The following is an 18,360-nucleotide window of genomic DNA, read 5'->3' as shown; positions in this document are numbered from 1 at the left end:
TTTGCCGGGGATTTCAGCCGTGCTCGTAGCCGAGTTGGCCGGCCGGCGGTGCGCCGTCAAGTAGCAGCGGCTCAGGACCGCGAGAAGTGACCGTTCCGATCGGGTGCGCTGGGACCGGAATCACGGCGTCTGCCGGGACGGTGAACAGCAACTGGTAGTCTTCGCCCCAGCGCAGCGCGGCGTCGCGGCGCTCTTCCGGGGTGGCGATCGGAACGGCCATTCGTTCCAGCGCTATAGTGACGTCCGATGCGGTGGCCATACGCCGGGCATCGAGCAGCAGACCGTCCGAGACATCCATCATCGCGCTGACGATGGGCGCAAGCGCCTGGCCTTCAGCCAGCAGGGCCTGCCCGCGGCGATAGAGCCGGGAATCGCCTTGACCCGATTGCAGCGCCTCAAGACCCAGCATCGCCCCGCCGACCGGACCGGTCAGCCAGACTGCATCGCCGACTTGGGCGCCGCTCCGTGACGGCACCGGACGGAAGGTCGCCCGGCCGATTGCGGTCAACCCCAGGGTGCGCGGTCCGTTGGCGGAGACGGTGTCCCCACCCAGCAGTGCCACGCCGTAATGGGCTAGGGCGCGATCGAGCCCCGCGGCAAAGTCGGCATCATCGTTGCCCAGCTGGTAGGACAGCAGCACACCGACAGGCTCCGCGCCCTTGGCGGCAAGGTCCGACAGATTGCTGGCCACCAGTTTCCAGGCCAGATCCTCCCCGCTTTGTCCGGGAAGGAAGTGGACGCCTTCGACCATCGTATCGTGAGTCAGGACAAGGGTTTCGTTGCCGAAATCCAGCACCGCGCAATCGTCAGCGAGGCCACGTGCGGCGGGATGCGTGGCGATTGCCCGCAGAGCGCCAAGGAAGGCGGATTCGCCGCTCAGGCCCGCGCCACCTTGGCCACCGCATCCAGCACGCCGTTGACGAACTTCGCCTCGCGCGCTTCGAAGAAGGCGTGGGCGACGTCGACGTATTCGCTGATCGCGCTGCCAGTGGGCACGTCGGCGCGGGCGAGCAGTTCCCAGGTGCCAGCGCGCAGGATCTGCAGCATGGTCTTGTCGAGCCGATCGATCCGCCAGCCTTCGGCGAGCTTGGCGGAGAGCAGCTCGTCGATCTCGTCGCGGCGGGCGCCGACGCCTCGCACCACATCGTCGAAGAACGCGGTCTCGGCCTGGGCATATTGGTCGCCCTCGATCTCCGCGCCGAGCCGGTGGCGATGGAACTCATCGAGCAGCTGGGCGAGCGGGGTTGCCTCCATCTCGACCTGGTAGAGCGCCTGGACAGCGGCAAGCCGCGCGGCGGAGCGGGCCTTGGCGGCACCTTTCATATTCCTAACCTCACTTCGATCGAGCGCGCATGCGCGGTCAGCCCTTCTGCATCGGCCAGCTCGATCGCGGCCGGACCGATCGCTTTCAGCGCGGCTTCGTCCAGTTGGATGAAGCTGGTCCGCTTCATGAAATCAAGCACCGACAGCCCGGACGAGAACCGCGCGCGGCGTCCGGTCGGGAGGACGTGATTGGGGCCGGCAACATAGTCGCCGACCGCTTCCGGAGTCATCCGGCCGAGGAAGACCGAACCGGCATGGCGGATCGCCTTGAACAGCTTCTCTGGATTGTCGGTCGCGATCTGGACGTGTTCGGCGGCGAGCGCATTGGCCAGGGCCGGTGCTTCGTCCAGACTGGTGACTTCGATGATCGTGCCGTGAGTATTCCAGCTTTCCGCCGCGACCCGCGCGGTCGGCAGCATTGCCAGCTCCACTCCGATCCGGTCAGCGACGGTATCGGCGAACAGCGGATCGTCGGTGATCAGGATCGACTGGGCAGCAGGATCGTGCTCGGCCTGGCTGAGCAGGTCCGCGGCGGTCCATTCGGGGTCGTTCTGGCCATCGGCGATCAGCAGGATTTCGCTCGGCCCGGCGACCATGTCGATCCCGACCACGCCGAACAGTTGGCGCTTTGCCTCGGCGACCCAGGCGTTGCCGGGGCCGGTTATCACGTCGACCGGCTTGATCCGCTGGGTGCCATAGGCGAGCGCGGCCACCGCCTGCGCTCCGCCAACCCGCCAAACCTCGTCGACACCGGCAAGGTGCGCTGCAGCGAGCACGAGCGGGTTGACCTGGCCCTTGGGGGTTGGGGTCACCACCACCAGCCGCTCGACCCCGGCTACTTTCGCCGGGATTGCGTTCATCAGCAGCGAGGAGGGATAGGCCGCGCGGCCACCCGGAACATATAGACCGGCAGCATCGACCGCGCGCCACTTTGCCCCCATCCGCACGCCCAGATCATCGGTTTCGTCGCGGTTCTTGGGCAGTTGCTTTTCGTGGAAGGCCCGGATCCGCTGCGCGGCAAGTTCCAACGCCGCGCGCAGATCGGGCTTGAGCGCATCGAATGCTTCGCGGCATTGCTCGGCCCCGAACTGCCAATCTGCGTCGCTGGACAGCTGGTGGCCGTCCCAGCGCGCGGTCATGTCGACCAGCGCAGCATCGCCGCGGTTGCGCACATCGCTGAGGATCACCTGGACATCGCGGGCGACGTCATCACCGCTCTCGCGCCGGTCAGAGACGAGGCGCTTGAACGCCTGCTCGAAGCCTGGGTCCCGGGTGTTGAGGCGGAGCATCAGGCGGCCTTCTGCTCGGCTGCAAGGGCGCGAAACCGCTCAACCAGCTCGGCCACGCGCTCATCGGTTTTGAGCGCGGCGCGGTTGACGATCAGCCGCGCCGAGACATCGAGGATCCTGCTGGTCTCAACCAGGCCATTGTCCTTGAGCGTGCGCCCAGTCGAAACCAGATCGACGATCCGGCTGGCGAGGCCGAGCCCGGGGGCGAGTTCCATCGCGCCGTTGAGCTTGACCACTTCGGCCTGTACACCCAGCCGCTCAAAATGGCGGCGGGTCAGGTTGGGGTACTTGCTCGCGACGCGCAGGTGGCTGACGTGGGTGCTGGTGCCGATCTGCCCTTCGGGTTCGGCGACCGACAGCCGACAATGACCGATCGCCAGATCGACCGGCGCGTAGAGATCGGGGTAGGCAAATTCCTCGACCACGTCGGAACCGACGATGCCAAGCTGTGCCGCGCCGTGCGCAACGAAGGTCGCCACATCGAAAGCGCGGACGCGGATCAGCCGCATGTCGCTGCCTTCGCAGGCGAAGGACAGGGCGCGGTTGCCCTTGTCATGAAAGCCCGCTTCGGGAACCACCCCGGCGCGGGCCATCAGCGGCAGCGCCTCATCGAGGATGCGGCCCTTGGGTACGGCGAAGGTCAGCGCGTCTGGCATAGCGCGCCGCCCTTACGGTGCGGGGCCAAAAAGGGCAAGGAGCCGTGCTGAATTTCCTTGTGCGGCGCAGCAAAAAAGCGCAGCAAGTTCGCATCTGCAGCAATAAGCAGGAGGAACCAGCGATGGCGGAGAAATACCAGTTCATCGACATCAACGCGAGCGGCGAGGGGATCGTCGCTGCGGCATTCGACAACCAGGTGGCCTATTGTACCGCCTCGGGCGCGGACCGGACCGCACGGATCTGCGCTGCGCTGCGTGACCTGATCGAGCGGGGCGAAGGCGGTGCGGTACTGGACCGGGTCCGCGCTTGGGAGGGGGCGCCGCTGGCTGATGCCCTGCCTTTGCGTGTGGCGGGCGGACTGCATTCGCTGCATCTGAAAGGGACCCAGCCAGCGCTTGCTGCGATCTATACCGGGCAGCGCGGGGTGGACGATGCCGCAATCGTCGCCGAAGCGCTTCACCGGCATGAGGCGGAATTGCTGCCCTGGCTCGATGGTCCGCCGCAGACCAATGAAGCGGGGCGCTCAGCCAATTTCATCGCCGCGATGCTGTGGCTGGCCGACAAGGGCCTGCCGCCGCGGTTCGAGTGCCTCGAGATTGGATCGAGCGCCGGGATCAACCTGATGCTCGATCGCTATCACTATGACCTGGGCGGGGTGCAGGTCGGGCCGGAGCCGGGGGCCATCCGGTTTGCGCCGGAATGGCAGGGCGATGCACCGCCTGCTCGCGAGATAGAGATCGTCTCGACCAAGGGCTGCGACGTCGCGCCGGTTGATCTGGCCGATCCCGAGAAGGCGCTTCGGCTCAAGGCCTACATCTGGCCCGAGCACACCGTCCGGTTCGAACGGATCGAGGCCGCAATTGCTGAAGCGACGAAACAACCGCCCGATCTCGCCCATATGAACGCGGCCGATTTTGTCGATGCCGAAATGGCGAAGCCGCAGGCCGAAGGCACAACACGGGTGCTGATGCATTCGATCGTCTGGCAATATGTGCCGGCCGATCAACAGGCCCGGGTCATCGCCGCGATGGAGGCCGCTGGCGCGCACGCCACGCCTGAGCGGCCGCTGGCCTGGATCGCGCTAGAAGCCAACCGTGTGTTGCACGTCCACGAAATGGTGGTGCGTTACTGGCCGGGCGGCGATGCGGGCGAGATCGTAACCCGCGCGCATCCCCACGGCGCGTGGATCGCATGGGGCGGCAGCGAGCGGACGGTTTAGGGCTGCGCCTGTTTCGCCGCCTCGCGGGCCAGACGACGGGCGCGGCGCACTTCCAGACGGTTGCGCAGAAACCGGCCCAGCCACCAGTTTCGCTGTTCCATCCGCTCCATCCAGCCGCCGTGGAAGCTGCCCCATTCCCAGACGGCGATCAACGCGAACATCAGAACGGTTGCGGCGTAGAACACCAGTCCTGGCGGGTGCGCCAGCCAGCCCCACAGCGCGATCGGCACCAATGCGCTCAAGCCATAAACGTGGGATGCCGGGTACCAGGGATTGCCGCTGGAGATGCGCTTGAACCCGGCCAGCCCCGCGATGAACAGCACGGTTCCCGACAGCACGATCGCCAGCAGCTCGCCATGAAGCGGTTCGAGCGGATGGGCGAGGACCAGTTCATCCGCGACGGCCAGGATCACGATCCCCGCCACGATCGGGATGTGCCAATAGGTAAAGGCCTGCCGTCCGATCAGGCCGGGGACGGCGTGGTTTTCGATGTGCCTTGCGCCGCGCCGCGCACCCATGTCGAAATAGAGCCACCACATCGCGAACGAGCCGACAAAGGCGGTCACGAGCGCCGCGTCGAGCCCCGGCTGGGGCGGGGCGGCGGAATAGGTCGCGCCCGAGATGATCAGCCCTTCGCCCAGCGCGATGATGATGAACAGCGCGCAGCGCTCCGACATGTGGGTGCCCGAAATCAGCCAGTCTGCGGCGCTCGACCGGCTCATCCCCGGGACCCAGAGGAAGGTCATCGGCGCCGCATATTCTATGCCCAGCGCAGCCAGCCACAGCCACAGCTGCAAGGTTGGGTCGCCGATCAGGGCTCCGCCAAGCCAGAACGGTGCTGCCGTCAGGAACCAGATCGCGGCGCGCAGCATGTTGCGGCCCTGGCCGGCAACTTCGCGCTCCATCGCCCAGGAGACGAACAGGCACCGGCCGATCTGGATCGTGCAATAGGATGCGGCGAACAGCAAAGCGCCATCGCCGAAACCGTGCGGGATCGCGGCCGACATTGCCATGCTGAGCAGCATCAACGCGCCGATCAGCAGGCGCACCTCGCCCTTGTCGGGATCGACCCAGTTGGTCGCCCAGGTGGTCCACATCCAGGCCCACCACACCGCCGCGAACATCACCGCAGTGCGCAGCGCGCCCAGCGGGGTCAGTTCGGCCAGCAGGTAGTGCGAGACCTGGGTGATCGCGAAGACGAAGATCAGATCGAAGAACAGCTCAAGATTGGTGACCGGAGCATGGCCGCCGCCGTGGTTGCGGAGCAGCGACCGGCGCTGCTTCGCTTCGGCAGCAGCAATCGCCGCGCCGATCCCGGGGCGGGGGCGGTCAGGCTGTGCGGCCAAGAAACTCCTCCATCGCGGCGTTGACTGCCTCGGGCGCTTCCCATTGGACGAAGTGGCCCGATCCCGGAACGCGGGTGACGGTGAGGTCATCGATCAGCTCGTCCATTCCGTCGAGGTTTTCGGGCGGCAAGGCATGATCGTCCATCGCCCAGATCACCAGCGTCGGAATTTTCAACTTGGGGATCGCTACCGGCTTCCACCCGTCTGGAATCACGTAAGGCGCGTCCATCTCCAACACTTCCATCGGGCTGGCCCGATACCAGTTGAGCATGGCAATCGCGGCTTCGCGGTTTTGCCAGTCCTCCAGCAGCGCGGCCCGCTCCTCGGGCTCCATCTTCGGGTTTTCGGGCGTTTCGCCAAAGGCCTTGAGCAAGACCCCGCCAAGCCCGAACTGCTCGACCAACGCGTCGCTGGCCGGATCGCGGAAAATCCGGAAATACTGGCTCGCCGCGCGCTGAACCGGGTTGGTGTAGAGCAGCCTGGGGAAGATCACTGGGTGCGGAGCATTGGCGATCACCGCGCGGGTGACCCGTCCGGTGCCCTGGCCCATCAAGGCCACGCCCCAGGCGATCGCGCCGCCCCAATCGTGGCCCACCACCGTGAAGTCCTTCACGTCAAGCGCGGCCGCGAGCAGGAAGATGTCGCCGATCAGCTTGTCGGGGGTGTAGTTCTCCACCCCCTGCGGCTTTGACGAACCGCGATAGCCGCGCTGATCGGGGGCGATGCAGCGGAACCGGTCCGAAAAATGCGCGATCTGGTGGCGCCAGGTGCGGTGGCTGTCGGGAAAGCCGTGGAGGAAGATCAGCACCGGCGCGTCGCGCGGGCCTTCGTCCTGCACGTCGAGCTCGATCCCGTTGCCGAGTTTTACGCGCCGCATCACTCAGCCCCTTCGTTCATCCGCTGGACGTAGCCAGCCGCCATGAACGCGCCAATCTGGTCAAGCAGAGCGTCGGGCGTGCGGCGCGCTTCGCCCATTGCTTTTTCGGCACCCTCGGCAACGATGATCTCGCGGTTGCCAGCCAGCATCTCGTCGATCATCTGGGCTACTGCAATTCCAGGCGGGATCCCGTTATCGATCGCCTTGTCCGAAACGCCGCGCTTCGATCCATCGCTGGTCAAGGCGTTGCGTGACACGTCGGTGGCGACCGAGCCGGGGTAGATGTTGTGGACCTGCAGGCCAAGGTGCGCGACCTCGGCGCGCAAGGCATCGGCATAGCCAGCGATCCCGAACTTGGCGGCGCAATAGGCAGTGCGCATCGGCACCCCGACCTTGCCGGCGATCGAGCTGATCATCGCGATCCGGCCCGAGCCACGCGCGACCATCCGCGGCAGCACCGCCTGGGTCAGCGCGATCGGCGCGAGCAGATCGACCCCGATAATCCGTTCGTAGACGTCAAAGGACGTATCCTGCGCCAGGCTTCGCTGCGAAATTCCGGCGTTGTTGACCAGCAGGTCGATCCCGCCGGACCAGGCCCAGGCCTTTTCGGCCGCTGGAGCAATTGCTGCAATGTCGGTGCTTTCAAATGGCAGGACCAGTGCTTCGCCGCAGTCCTTCGCAACTGCCTTCAGCGCCTCGACGTTGCGCCCTGACAGGACCAGCCGCGCGCCTTGCTTGGCCAATGCCCGCGCCAAAGCCGCGCCAATTCCCGATGACGCGCCGGTGATCCACGCGGCCTGTCCTGCAAAACTCATCATTCTCTCCCTGTATCGCTGTTGGTCAGCGGAACTTGCGGGAGCGGGATGAACTCATCCTCGTCCCCCGGTACTGTGGCGAAGCGCCCGGCCCGCCAATCGTCCTTGGCCTGGTTGATCCGCTCGCGGCTGGACGAGACGAAGTTCCACCACACATGGCGCGGGCTGTCCAGCGGCGCCCCGCCGAGCAGCATGACGCGCGCGCCGGTCCCGCTGGCCAGGCGCATCGCCTTGCCAGGGGCGAGCACGGCGAGTTCGTAAAGGCCCAGTGCCAGGCCATCGACACTGGCCTCGCCGCCGATCAGCATCAGCGCGCGTTCGTCGGCCTCGGGATCGATCGGGATCGTTCCGCCGGGGGCAAGGGTGATTTCGGCATAGATCGTCGGCGAATGCTGGGTGGTCGGCGCGGTCCGGCCCCACAGGTTGCCCAAAATCACTCGCGCCGAGGCGCAGCCGTCCTCGACCAGCGGCAGGTCGGTGACCGCCTCGAATGCCGGCGCGATTTCCTCTTTGCCGTCGGGCAGCGCCAGCCAGGTCTGCATTCCATAGATCGGCTTTTCGCGGACACGCTCCGAAGGCAGTCCGCGCTCGGAATGGACGATTCCACTTCCGGCGGTCATCAGGTTGACCTGCCCGGGGCGGATCGTGGCGAAAGTGCCCAGACTGTCACGGTGATCGATCGCCCCTTCGAGCAGCCAGGTCACCGTGGCGATCCCGATGTGCGGATGCGGCCGGACATCCATTGCCACGCCGGGAGGGAGCAGTGCCGGGCCAAACTGGTCGACGAACACGAATGGCCCGACCATAACCCTGCGCGGGCTGGGCAGTACCCGCCGGACCTGGAATGCGCCGAGGTCATGGGTGACCGGCTGGATGGTTTGGAGCAGGCTCATGCGGCGTCAACTTTTGCGAGTATGTCGAGAATCTCTTCCGGAAAAATGACTTCGTGCCAGCTGGCCAGCTCGTCGCGGGTGAACCATCGGTGCGTCTGCATTACGGCGAGTTCGTGCGCGGTATGACCGGCGGTGTCGATGAATTTGTCTGTTACCCGAATGGCGAAATAGGCCTCGTCAGCAGACACGGGCTCTCCGTCAAAGGTCAGGAAATCATTGCTGCGCCGCGCGATGATTGGACCTGGTTCAAGCGCCAGCCCGGTCTCTTCCAAAAGCTCGCGCCGCGCGGCAACCTCGAATTCCTCGTCGCCATCGCATTCTCCGCCGGGCGTGGCCCACAGTGGCGGACGGTCGCTCGGCGTGAAGCGGAACAGCAAGAGTGACTTGTCCTCAGCAAGCAGAAGGATTCGGGCCGCACGCCGGATCCGCCGGGAGGCCGCCGGCTCGCTCATTCGCCCGGTGCCTTTGCCTTGACCGCCAGGGCGTGGACCCGCTGGCCGGGGATGTCGCCCAGCGCGCGATTGACCATGCGCTGGCGTTCGAGCCGCGAGATTTCGGAAAAGGCAGCGCTTTCGATTTCGACGGTGAAGTGGCTTTCGCCCGAGCCGTCATCGCCGCTGTGGCCGCTGTGTTTGGCGCTGTCGTTGATCACGGCGAGGTGGGTGGGGGCGAAGGCGGCAGAAAGCAGACGCTCGATTTCGTCGGCGATTTTGGGGGCGGGGGATGTGGTCATGGGTTCCATTCTAGCCGAACAATCGCCATGTGGAAGCGGTGAAGAACGATCGCTTTCATGGACGGGTCGGCCGGGGCGACCGGCGCTGCGAGCGGCCCGGCTGCCCCGAGGTCGGGGAATTCCGCGCGCCCGGGCCGCGCGGATCGAGCTTTGACGGACCGGGAGACTATCACTGGTTCTGCCTCGACCACGTCCGCGAATTCAACTCCGGCTATGACTGGTTCGAAGGGATGAGCGCGGAAGAGATCATCCGCGCCCAGCACCCTATTCACGGCTGGGACCGTCAGACCCGGGCCTTTTCCCCCACCGCCGGGATTGACGCCGCACCACGCTGGGCCGATTTCACCGATCCGCTTGAAGCGATCAGCCAGCGCGCCCGGGTGCGCAAACCGGCGCAGCGCGAAGACGGCCGGGCAGTGACGCCTGACGAGCGCCGCGCCCTCGACGTACTGGGACTGGGGATTGATGCCAGCCGTCACGATCTGCGCAGTCGATACTCGCAACTGGTCCGCAAGTACCACCCCGATCGCAACGGCGGGGACCGCAGCTTCGAGACGCGGTTGCAGGAAGTGGTCGAGTCTTACCAGCTGCTAAGGCGCGCTGCAGCCTTCGCCTAAGCCCTTGCCATGTTCCGTCATCCAGGCGCTCTGACTCCCCTCCCCAGCGGGGAGGGGGATGCAGCCGCTGCTTGATGTGAAACGCGAACGACGCTCACCCGGCTTCGCACAGTTCCTTGAACTGATCGGCCATGATCCCCCAGCCTTCGTCAAAGCCCATCTCCTTGTGGTGGGCCATGCTCTCCGATGTCCAGTGCCGGGCCCGGCCGGTATAGCGGGTGCCGCTGCCTTCGGGCGCGATTTCCCAGATGCCGAGCATGAAGGGTCCGGCCGGCTTGAGATCACCTTCGATCGCGTCGGTCACCGCAATCCGGCGGCCTTCGTCCCAGGCAAGGATAAAGCCGGGATGTTCGTTCTTTTCGCCGTTGGGGCCGTGCATGGTGGTGTGGGTGCGCCCGCCCGGCGCACGGCTGCCCCAATCCACCTCGGCGCGCCACGGCTTGGGGCACCACCATTCGTTGGTCCGCTCGGTCAGGACCTTCCAGACCTTGTCGGGCGCGGCATCAATCAGGCGGGTGACGGACAGTTCGTACATGCAAAATCCTCTGTTCAATCGCGGTCGGGCGCACCGAGCGGGAAGTAGTGGCGGAACGGGCGGGCATCTTCAACACAGCGGGCGATGGGTGGCAAGGCCAGCAGATGAGCGCGCCAGGCGGTCAGCCGGGCGAGATCGGCCGGGATGCGATGGACCCAGTCGGCATAGAACAGGCTTGGCGCGGCGGCGCATTCGATCAGCGTGACGTGATCCGGGCGGTCATAGTTTTCCAGCCATGTGTCGAGCCAGCGATAGGACCGGTCGAGCCGCTGTTCCACGCTGCTGCGGGTTTCAGGACCCAGCGCGCCGAGCCGGATCGCCTCGGCGACGCTTTCCTGCATCACACCCATGACATAGTTGTCAAACACCCGGTCGAGCATCCGCACTTGCACGGCTTCCGCCGGGTCTTCCGGCAGGAGCGGGGAAGGGCCGGGTTGGTGGATCTGGAGATGCTCGATGATCGCGGTCGCCTCGAACACCTCTTTGTCACCATCGACCAACACCGGAAACTTGCCAGAGGGGCTTGCCGCCTGAACGAAGGCATCGTCATCGGCATTTACCCCGCCGACCTGCCGGAACTCGAACGGCGTGGCGTTGGCATAGAGTGGGATCAGCGCCTTCCAGGTGTAGCTGGAAAAGGGGTGGCCGTAGAGCTTGAGCACCGGCCTATCCTGCCCGCGCCGCTTCGATCGCAGCGTGGTCGATCTTGCCCATCGTCATCATCGCCTCGAACACGCGGGCGCGGACTGCGGGATCGGGATCGGCCATGCCCTGTGTGAGTACCTTGGGGGTGATCTGCCAGTTGAGGCCCCACTTGTCCTTGCACCAGCCACAGGCGCTTTCCGCGCCGCCATTGCCAACAATCGCGTCCCAGTAACGGTCGGTTTCCTCCTGACTGTCGGTGCCGACCTGAAAGCTGAAGGCTTCGGTATGAGGGAAGATCGGCCCGCCGTTCAGCCCGATGCATTTCAGGCTGAGCACGGTGAATTCGACTGTCAGCGGATCGCCTGCTTTGCCGCCCGGGAAATCGCCGGGCGCGCGGTGGATGGCGCCTAGGCTGCTGTCCGGGAAGGTGGCGGCATAAAACCGTGCCGCTTCCTCGGCAGCGCCGTCATACCACAGGCACAAGGTTACGTCGGTCATTTGCGCATCTCCTGGATCAGGTCGTTGTCGATCCCCTTGGCTTCCTTGTAGGCGTCGCGCGCCTGGAGCCGTTCGGCGTAGGCGACGAAGGCCTGGCGCGGCGGGATCGAGCCAAAGGTGAGGCCCCAGTCAATCTGACTGCCGACATAAACATCGGCCATGGTAAAGCGGTTCCCGCAGACGTACGCGTTGAGATCGAAATGGGCTTCAAGCGTATCGAGCACCCGATCGAAACTGCCGAAGCCGACCATGGCTTCGCGGTCTTTGGGCACTTCCCAGCCCATTGATCGACCTACGATTGCCTGCTCCAATGGACCGGCGGCGAAGAACATCCAGCGGTAGTAATCGGCCAGTTCAGCTTCGCTTGGCAGCAGCCCGGCTTCGGGATGAACCTCGCCGAGATAGGCGCAGATCGCCGCGCATTCAGTCACGATCCGCTCTCCGGATTCAGTGCGATGGATCAGCGTCGGCACCTTGCCCATCGGATTGGCGCGGACGAGCTCTGCCGGCTTTGATGTCCAGTCGACAAGTATTTGGTCATAAGCCGCACCGACTTCATGCAGCGCCCAGCGCGCAATCTGGCCGCGGCTCATTGGATTGGTGAAAAAGGTGTAGGCGGCCACGGCGATACTCCCGGTCGAATTGGAACAAATACGGAACTTGGCCGATCAATTTGCGCTGGTCAAGCTTGGCTACGCGCCGCCGACCAGGCTGAAAAACGCTCCTTGCGGATCGATCCCCTGGACGATCCAGCTGCCGCCGGGGACTTCCATCGGTCCGTTGATCACCTGTCCGCCGCCAGCCTCGATCAGCGGCCTGGCAGCAGCGATGCTGGGCACCCAGAAATAGTGATTCCAGAACGGGGCCGGGGTCTGCGGCATGGCCGGCATGATCGCTCCGACAGTCACGCCGTCATGCGCGATGAACTGGTATTTCCCCATCGGGCCCATATCCATCGGTTCGGGAAGCGACCAGCCGAACAGGCCGGTGTAAAACCCCAGTTCGCGCGGGGCATCGCCGGCCAGCAGTTCGTTCCAGCCGCAATGGCCGCAGTTGATCTCAGCCTGGAACGCAGTGCTTTCGCCGCCGCCAGGGGGCGGGGTAGGGGTTATGACATAGAACGGTGCGCCGCCCGGATCGGCGACCATTGCAATCCGCCCGGCCATCGGCACATCGTTCGGCGGCATCAGCGTCTTCCCGCCAGCGGCCTCGATCGCGGTGACTGTGGCATCGCAATCATCGACGCCGATATAACCGACCCAGCAAGGCCGCGCGCCGTGCGCGGTCATATCCTCGGTCAGCGCCAGAACGCCGCTGACCATTGCCTGGTCCGGTGCAGCGATGAAACCGTAGTTGCCGGTTTCGGGCGTACCAGGAGACATCGTCCAGCCAATGATCGGCTCGTAGAAAGCCTTGGCCGCTGCCGGGTCGGCGGTCATCAGTTCGTACCAGATCCAGCTGCCTTGAAGAGTGCTCGTCGCCTTGCTCCTTATGCCGTGATATCGACCAGTCCCGAAAAACCGCCGAAAATCATGTGCTTTCCGTCCATTGGTCCTTGGATTCCCTGCATGCGCGGATCGGTTTCCAGCCTCGCCCAACCGGCATCACGGGTCGCCTTGTCCGGCCATTCGACAATCCCGACGCAGACTGTACGGCCTTCTCCGGCAGCAACGGCGCGGTAAAGATCGGTGACCTTGCCGTGGGGGACGTCCTCACCCCAACCATCGATCAGGCGCAGCGCCCCGTATTCCAGAAAGATTTGATCGGCGCTGGTCGCAAAGTCGGTCAGGGCCTGCTTGTCGTCCGATGCGACCGTGTAGATTGCGATGTCGAAGAAGCTCATGGCGCAGTCTCCTCTGCAGCGCCGCCCACTGCGGACGGATCCATCCAGAACGGTTCCCAGATGTGACCATCGGGATCGGCGATGGTGCGCTGGTACATGAAGCCATGGTCCTCGGGCGGATTGACGTCCGCTGCGCCGCCGGCGGCCGCTCCAGCCTCGACCAGGCGGGTAACTTCGGCCTTTTCACCGCAGGTGATTGCCAGCGAAACCTCGCTCGAACCCGGCGGGCAGATCGGACGGGTGGTAAAGGTCCGCCATTTGGCGTGAGTCAGGATCATCACATGGATCGTCTCGGACAGAACCATGCAGGCCCCCTCTTCGTTGGAGAAGGCAGGGTTGTGGGTGAAACCCAGCGCTTCATAGAATGCACGGGCGCAGGGCAGATCGGCCACCGGCAGGTTGACGAAGATCATTTGAGTCATGGTTGGTCCGTCTTTCCGAACAGCATCGAGACATATCGCTTGAGATGGGCAACTGAGTCCCGCGCGCGCGCCGGATCGTTCTGGGCCTTGGCCAGAATGAAGGCGCCCTGCAGCACGGCCTGGACATGATAGGCCAGGCTCAGCGCGTCGATCTGCGCGCCATGTTGTTCAACCGCAGCCTGGATGTCCTCGGCCAGCCGTTCGGCATAGGCACCGATGCTGGCCTGGCAGGCCTTTCGGATCGGCTGGTTGGTCAGATAGGCTTCCTGCACCATCGTTCCGACGAAACAGGTGAAATCCTCGACCGGGCCCTCGATCATCGCCAGCCGGAAATCGATATGCGCCAGCAGCCGGTCAAGCGGATCGGGCAGCCGGGTCCATTCCGGCAGGGTGAAGATGTGTTCTTCGGCCCGCGCGGTCCAGGCATTGGCCGCGGCAACGCCCAATGCCTCCTTCGAAGGGAAGTGGTGAAAGAACGCGCCCTTGGTCACCCCGGCGGCTCCGCACAGCTCGTCAACCGAGGTGGCGGCATAGCCCTTGGCCCGCACAGTCTGGTGCGCGGCGGCGATCAACCGGTCACGGGCAGTGGTGCCCAGGGCAGGGCGACTCGTGGACATGGCATCATCATACCGACCAGTTGGTATGGTGCAAGTCCGCTTCACACGGCCGGTCCTTCAGCCTGCACCGCCCGACTGACTTAACCGCGCGGTTGAAATAGTCGCGGTTTGGCGCGCAAAGGCAGTTGCAGCCGTGCGCCCGCGCGTATAGTCGGTTCCCGCGATGACCGACAAAACAGCCCTGAGCGACACTTCGAACCAGACCGTCCTGCCCGCGCCCGACACCGAGGTGAGCGTGCGCGAGCTTTTCGGGATCGATATCGACATGAAGGTTCCGGCCTTTAGCCAGCCGGACGAGCGTACGCCCGATGTGGACGGCGCCTATGTGTTCGATCCGGATACGACGCTTGCGATTCTGGCTGGCTTTGCCTTCAACCGCCGGGTGATCGTCCAGGGCTATCACGGTACCGGCAAGTCGACACACATTGAGCAGGTCGCGGCCCGGCTCAACTGGCCGACTGTTCGCATCAACCTCGACGCCCATATCAGCCGGATCGATCTGGTCGGCCGCGATGCGATCGTGCTGCGCGACGGGCTACAGGTAACCGAATTCCGCGAAGGGCTGCTGCCCTGGGCGCTGCAGCACCCGGTCGCGCTGGTTTTCGACGAGTACGATGCCGGCCGCCCCGACGTGATGTTTGTGATCCAGCGCGTGCTGGAAACCGAAGGAAAGCTGACCCTGCTCGATCAGAACCGGGTGATCCGTCCGGACAAGAACTTCCGCCTGTTTGCCACCGCCAATACGGTCGGTCTCGGCGATACCAGCGGGCTCTATCACGGCACCCAGGCGATCAACCAGGCGCAGATGGACCGCTGGAACATAGTCGTTCAGCTCAACTACCTGCCCGCACAGGTCGAAAGCGAGATCGTGCTGGCCAAGACCGAAGGCGCCTCCGCCGAAATGGTCGCCAACATGGTCAAGGTCGCCGATCTGACCCGCCAGGGCTTCATCAACGGCGATATCAGCACCGTGATGAGCCCGCGCACCGTGATCACCTGGGCGCAGAACACCGCGATCTTCAAGGACCCCGGCTTCGCCTTCCGCCTCTCGTTCCTCAACAAGTGCGACGAGACCGAGCGGATGCTGGTGGCGGAGTACTACCAGCGCGTGTTCGGAACCGAACTGCCGGAAAGCGTTGTCGGGAAGGGGTAATTCCTCCCCGACGCTGCGCGTCAGGGAGGATATCTCGCTTACGGCGTGACCAGGTACTTCTCGCCCGTGCGCCGCGCGTTGTACATGCTCACTGCATCCTTTGTGAGCATGTCTTCGAGGTTGCCCTTCCTGGCATAATGGCTGGCGAAGGTGGTGGTCAGGTCCTTCATCACCCGCGCGCGCATCCGGCCGACCACTTCCATCCCGGCTTTCATCATGAACGGGGTCAGCAGCCAGCCGGCGAGGTCCCAGGTCAGGCCGAAGGCGCGGTTGAGGATCGTCGGGCCGAGATCGAGCGCGCCATAGATGTAGACCTTCTTCGGCTCCGATGAGCCATAGCGGCTGAAGGCGGCGCCGCGGCTGGCGGCGGCTTCCATCGCAGTCAGGATCTGCCCGGCGAGCGTGCCGCCGCCGATCGGATCGAACCCGATCATCGCCTTGGTCTCCGCAATTGCGTCGATCAGCCTGGGCATGAAATCGGCGTCGGTCATGTTGAGCACGTGGGTTGCGCCAAGGTCCTTGAGCAGCTTCACCTGCTCGTCGCTGCGGACGATGTTGACCAGCGGAATGTTGTCCTCAAGGCAGATCTTGACCAGCATCTGGCCGAGGTTCGATGCGGCGGCAGCGTGGACGATCCCGGTGAAGCCTTCCAGCTTCATCGTTTCGGTAAAACCCAGCGCGGTCATCGGGTTGACGAACGAACTTGCGGCCTGTTCCGCAGTTACGCTGTCATCGACGGCAAAAGCCATCTGCGCTTCGGCGATTGCGTAGCTGCCATAGGCGGTGCCGGGAACGCAGGCGATCCGCTTGCCCATCAGGTGTTCCGCGCCTGCGCCTGCCGCGACCACGGTGCCGGCTGCTTCGTTGCCTGCCGGCATCGCCATGCCGTGCCGCGCCTTCATCGCGCGGGTGGCGTTGTCGGGCATCTTCGCCACGACCTTGCCGGGCGAGTAAACCGCGTTTTCGGTATCGGCGCTGGCGAACAGCAGGCCGAGGTCCGAAGGATTGATCGGGCTGGCTTCAACCTTGATCAGCACCTGGCCGGTCTTGGGATCATCCCAGGTCTTGTCGTTGAGCTGGAGGGTCAGCGTGCCGTCCGCGTCGAGCTGGGTGGTGAGCTGCTTGCCGGTGAATGCCATTGGTTGTCTCCCGATTCTGTTTCGGAATGCAACCTAGTGCGTCATTCGCCGGGGTAAAGCGCGCGAACGAAATAAAGCCCTTCGCTGGGTGCATTGAGGCCCAATGCGGCGCGGTCGCGCGCGGCCAGCGCCTCGCCCACTTGCTCCTCGCGCCAGCGGCCCATACCGACCAGCGTGAGGCAGCCGACCATCGAACGGACCTGGTGATGCAGGAACGAACGCGCGGCGGCGCGGATGTGGACTTCCTCGCCCACGCGCTCGGCGCTCAGCAGGTCGAGCGTCTTTTCCGCGCTTTGTGCCTGGCAATGGACCGAGCGGAAGGTGGTGAAGTCGTGGTGCCCGACCAGCGCCTGTGCCGCGCGGTGCATCGCTTCGGCGTCGAGCGGCTGGGCAACCTGCCAGGCGCGATTGGCATCGAGTGTCAGCGGCGCGCGGCGATTTGCGATCCGGTACAGGTATTCGCGGCCGATGCACGAAAACCGCGCATGCCAGTCATCCGCCACGGCCTCGCAGGCCAGCACCGCGATCGGATCGGGGCGCAGGTGGTGGTTGAGCGCTTCCATCAGCCGGAACGCGTCGATTGCCTTCGTGATATCGACATGAACCCGCATCCCCAGCGCATGAACCCCGGCATCGGTCCGCCCGGCGGCGTGGAGCGTGACCGTCTCCCCCGTGGTGGCACGCACCGCTTCCTCCACCGCTTGTTGCACCGATGGCCCATGGGCTTGCCGCTGCAAGCCCATGAACGGTGTGCCGTCGAATTCGAGGGTAAGGGCAAAACGGGTCAAGCGAGTGCGGCCCCCGCGCCAATTGCCCAGCCGCGCAGCAGGTCCTGCGTCGCCATTGCCGGGCGGCCAGCCCGCTGCACCCAAGTGGGTCGGAGCGCGCCGATAGCGCAAGCGACGGTCAGCTGGTCATCCAGTACTTCACCTGGTTTGCCGCTGCCTGCGGCGATCTCGGCAGCAAGGACCTTGCAGCGCTCGCCTTCGAACTCGAACCAGGCCCCCGGCGCGGGGGCAAAGGCGCGAACCTGGCGTTCGGCCTGTCCGGCGCTCTGGCTCCAGTCGATCCGGGTCTCGGCCTTGTCGATCTTGTGGGCATAGGTGACGCCCTCTTCCGGCTGCACCTGCGGCGCATGGCCGGGCAGGTCGGCCAGGACTTCAACCATCAGGTTGCCGCCAAGCTCGGCCAGTTCCTCGGTCAATTCGCCCGTAGTCTTGCCGACCACCGGCGTCTTCACCTCGGCCAGCATCGGCCCGGTATCGAGGCCCTTTTCCATCTGCATGATGGTGACGCCGGTCCATTCATCGCCCGCCAGGATCGCCCGCTGGATCGGGGCCGCGCCGCGCCAGCGCGGGAGCAGGCTGGCATGCACATTAAGGCAGCCCAGGCGCGGCGCATCGAGCACCGTCTGAGGCAGGATCAGGCCATAGGCAGCGACGACTGCCACATCGGCGTTCAGCGTTGCAAATGCCTCCTGCTCGTCCGTGCCCTTCAGGCTGGCCGGATGGCGCACTTCGATCCCCAGCGCCACGGCTGCCTTGTGTACCGGGGTAGGGGTCAGTTCCTTGCCGCGGCGGCCGCCGGGGCGGGGGGGCTGGGTATAGGCGGCGACCACATCATGCCCCGCCGCGACCAGCGCCTTCAGCGCCGGAACGGCAAAATCAGGGGTTCCCATGAAGATCACGCGCAAAGTCAATTTCCGTCCGTCCTGAGCTTATCGAAGGACTGTCCTTACT

General features: G+C 65.0%; 24 protein-coding genes. 3 read left to right on the top strand and 21 right to left on the bottom strand.

Annotation, left to right across the window (positions count from 1 at the left end; genetic code table 11):
* Positions 1-13: 13 nt before the first annotated feature.
* From thiL to hisG, 4 genes are read right to left on the bottom strand one after another with little or no spacing between them, the layout of a single operon-like run.
* The gene (gene thiL / locus B2V17_RS08905) at positions 14-880 is read right to left on the bottom strand and encodes a thiamine-phosphate kinase (protein WP_292997004.1); all 867 of its coding nucleotides are present in this window, start codon (positions 878-880) and stop codon (positions 14-16) included.
* Entirely contained in the window at positions 877-1,323 is a 447-nt protein-coding gene (gene nusB / locus B2V17_RS08900; RefSeq protein WP_292996985.1) for a transcription antitermination factor NusB, read from the bottom strand. The genes thiL and nusB overlap by 4 nt, the downstream gene beginning before the upstream one ends.
* A complete protein-coding gene (gene hisD / locus B2V17_RS08895) occupies positions 1,320-2,612 on the bottom strand; it encodes a histidinol dehydrogenase (protein WP_292996984.1) in 1,293 nt (430 codons plus the stop codon). The genes nusB and hisD overlap by 4 nt, the downstream gene beginning before the upstream one ends.
* On the bottom strand, positions 2,612-3,268 hold the full coding sequence (gene hisG, locus B2V17_RS08890) for an ATP phosphoribosyltransferase (RefSeq protein ID WP_292996983.1): 657 nt from the start codon (positions 3,266-3,268) through the stop codon (positions 2,612-2,614). Before hisG ends, hisD begins: the two co-directional genes overlap by 1 nt.
* 122 nt (positions 3,269-3,390) lie before the next feature.
* Between hisG and B2V17_RS08885 the strand changes: the two genes are divergently transcribed.
* Entirely contained in the window at positions 3,391-4,488 is a 1,098-nt protein-coding gene (locus B2V17_RS08885; RefSeq protein ID WP_292996982.1) for a DUF2332 domain-containing protein, read from the top strand.
* Here B2V17_RS08885 and B2V17_RS08880 read toward each other — a convergent pair.
* Genes B2V17_RS08880 through B2V17_RS08855 form a run of 6 tightly spaced genes read right to left on the bottom strand, consistent with a single transcriptional unit; the run spans position 4,485 to position 9,161 of the window.
* Positions 4,485-5,834: a low temperature requirement protein A gene (locus tag B2V17_RS08880; protein ID WP_292996981.1), complete on the bottom strand. Its 1,350-nt coding sequence runs from the start codon at positions 5,832-5,834 to the stop codon at positions 4,485-4,487. The two genes, B2V17_RS08885 and B2V17_RS08880, sit on opposite strands and share 4 nt — an antisense overlap.
* Positions 5,818-6,711, bottom strand: a complete 894-nt coding sequence (locus tag B2V17_RS08875) for an alpha/beta fold hydrolase (protein ID WP_292996980.1) — start codon at positions 6,709-6,711, stop codon at positions 5,818-5,820. The genes B2V17_RS08880 and B2V17_RS08875 overlap by 17 nt, the downstream gene beginning before the upstream one ends.
* On the bottom strand, positions 6,711-7,526 hold the full coding sequence (locus B2V17_RS08870) for an SDR family NAD(P)-dependent oxidoreductase (RefSeq protein ID WP_292996979.1): 816 nt from the start codon (positions 7,524-7,526) through the stop codon (positions 6,711-6,713). The genes B2V17_RS08875 and B2V17_RS08870 overlap by 1 nt, the downstream gene beginning before the upstream one ends.
* Positions 7,526-8,419: a pirin family protein gene (locus tag B2V17_RS08865; protein ID WP_292996978.1), complete on the bottom strand. Its 894-nt coding sequence runs from the start codon at positions 8,417-8,419 to the stop codon at positions 7,526-7,528. The genes B2V17_RS08870 and B2V17_RS08865 overlap by 1 nt, the downstream gene beginning before the upstream one ends.
* Positions 8,416-8,871, bottom strand: a complete 456-nt coding sequence (locus B2V17_RS08860) for an NUDIX hydrolase (RefSeq protein ID WP_292996977.1) — start codon at positions 8,869-8,871, stop codon at positions 8,416-8,418. Before B2V17_RS08860 ends, B2V17_RS08865 begins: the two co-directional genes overlap by 4 nt.
* The gene (locus B2V17_RS08855; RefSeq protein WP_292996976.1) at positions 8,868-9,161 is read right to left on the bottom strand and encodes a BolA family protein; all 294 of its coding nucleotides are present in this window, start codon (positions 9,159-9,161) and stop codon (positions 8,868-8,870) included. The genes B2V17_RS08860 and B2V17_RS08855 overlap by 4 nt, the downstream gene beginning before the upstream one ends.
* A gap of 29 nt (positions 9,162-9,190) precedes the next feature.
* Between B2V17_RS08855 and B2V17_RS08850 the strand changes: the two genes are divergently transcribed.
* Positions 9,191-9,769 (top strand): J domain-containing protein, encoded by a 579-nt coding sequence (locus tag B2V17_RS08850; RefSeq protein ID WP_292996975.1) that lies wholly within the window; start codon positions 9,191-9,193, stop codon positions 9,767-9,769.
* A 94-nt stretch (positions 9,770-9,863) separates the two neighbouring features.
* Here the strand turns inward: B2V17_RS08850 and B2V17_RS08845 are convergent, their stop codons facing one another.
* From B2V17_RS08845 to B2V17_RS08810, 8 genes are all read right to left on the bottom strand, one after another.
* On the bottom strand, positions 9,864-10,304 hold the full coding sequence (locus B2V17_RS08845) for an SRPBCC domain-containing protein (RefSeq protein ID WP_292996974.1): 441 nt from the start codon (positions 10,302-10,304) through the stop codon (positions 9,864-9,866).
* Positions 10,305-10,318: 14 nt separating this feature from the next.
* Complete coding sequence (locus tag B2V17_RS08840) at positions 10,319-10,966, bottom strand: glutathione S-transferase family protein (RefSeq protein WP_292996973.1); 648 nt, start codon at positions 10,964-10,966, stop codon at positions 10,319-10,321.
* 4 nt (positions 10,967-10,970) lie between these two features.
* Positions 10,971-11,447: a VOC family protein gene (locus B2V17_RS08835; protein WP_292996972.1), complete on the bottom strand. Its 477-nt coding sequence runs from the start codon at positions 11,445-11,447 to the stop codon at positions 10,971-10,973.
* A complete protein-coding gene (locus B2V17_RS08830; RefSeq protein ID WP_292996971.1) occupies positions 11,444-12,070 on the bottom strand; it encodes a glutathione S-transferase family protein in 627 nt (208 codons plus the stop codon). The genes B2V17_RS08835 and B2V17_RS08830 overlap by 4 nt, the downstream gene beginning before the upstream one ends.
* 69 nt (positions 12,071-12,139) lie before the next feature.
* Positions 12,140-12,886 carry a VOC family protein gene (locus tag B2V17_RS08825; protein ID WP_292996970.1) on the bottom strand — a complete coding sequence of 249 codons (747 nt, stop codon included), beginning with the start codon at positions 12,884-12,886 and terminating at the stop codon, positions 12,140-12,142.
* A 50-nt stretch (positions 12,887-12,936) separates the two neighbouring features.
* Complete coding sequence (locus B2V17_RS08820; protein WP_292996969.1) at positions 12,937-13,290, bottom strand: DUF1428 domain-containing protein; 354 nt, start codon at positions 13,288-13,290, stop codon at positions 12,937-12,939.
* Positions 13,287-13,712, bottom strand: coding sequence for a VOC family protein (locus tag B2V17_RS08815; protein ID WP_292996968.1), 426 nt, complete (start codon positions 13,710-13,712; stop codon positions 13,287-13,289). Before B2V17_RS08815 ends, B2V17_RS08820 begins: the two co-directional genes overlap by 4 nt.
* A complete protein-coding gene (locus B2V17_RS08810) occupies positions 13,709-14,329 on the bottom strand; it encodes a TetR/AcrR family transcriptional regulator (RefSeq protein ID WP_292996967.1) in 621 nt (206 codons plus the stop codon). Before B2V17_RS08810 ends, B2V17_RS08815 begins: the two co-directional genes overlap by 4 nt.
* A gap of 163 nt (positions 14,330-14,492) precedes the next feature.
* Between B2V17_RS08810 and cobS the strand changes: the two genes are divergently transcribed.
* A complete protein-coding gene (cobS, locus tag B2V17_RS08805) occupies positions 14,493-15,482 on the top strand; it encodes a cobaltochelatase subunit CobS (RefSeq protein ID WP_292996966.1) in 990 nt (329 codons plus the stop codon).
* A 38-nt stretch (positions 15,483-15,520) separates the two neighbouring features.
* Here cobS and B2V17_RS08800 read toward each other — a convergent pair whose 3' ends face one another.
* The 3 genes from B2V17_RS08800 to fmt are packed head-to-tail and all read right to left on the bottom strand — an operon-like array spanning position 15,521 to position 18,314.
* A complete protein-coding gene (locus tag B2V17_RS08800) occupies positions 15,521-16,621 on the bottom strand; it encodes an alcohol dehydrogenase catalytic domain-containing protein (RefSeq protein ID WP_292996965.1) in 1,101 nt (366 codons plus the stop codon).
* 41 nt (positions 16,622-16,662) lie between these two features.
* Positions 16,663-17,409, bottom strand: a complete 747-nt coding sequence (gene truA, locus B2V17_RS08795) for a tRNA pseudouridine(38-40) synthase TruA (protein ID WP_292996964.1) — start codon at positions 17,407-17,409, stop codon at positions 16,663-16,665.
* Entirely contained in the window at positions 17,406-18,314 is a 909-nt protein-coding gene (gene fmt / locus B2V17_RS08790; protein ID WP_292997003.1) for a methionyl-tRNA formyltransferase, read from the bottom strand. The genes truA and fmt overlap by 4 nt, the downstream gene beginning before the upstream one ends.
* Positions 18,315-18,360: the final 46 nt, after the last annotated feature.

The sequence above is a fragment of the Novosphingobium sp. UBA6272 genome (assembly GCF_002440635.1).
Taxonomy (GTDB): domain Bacteria; phylum Pseudomonadota; class Alphaproteobacteria; order Sphingomonadales; family Sphingomonadaceae; genus Novosphingobium.
The sequence above is the reverse complement of the archived record's forward strand: the minus strand, read 5'-3'. Positions and strand labels throughout refer to the sequence as shown.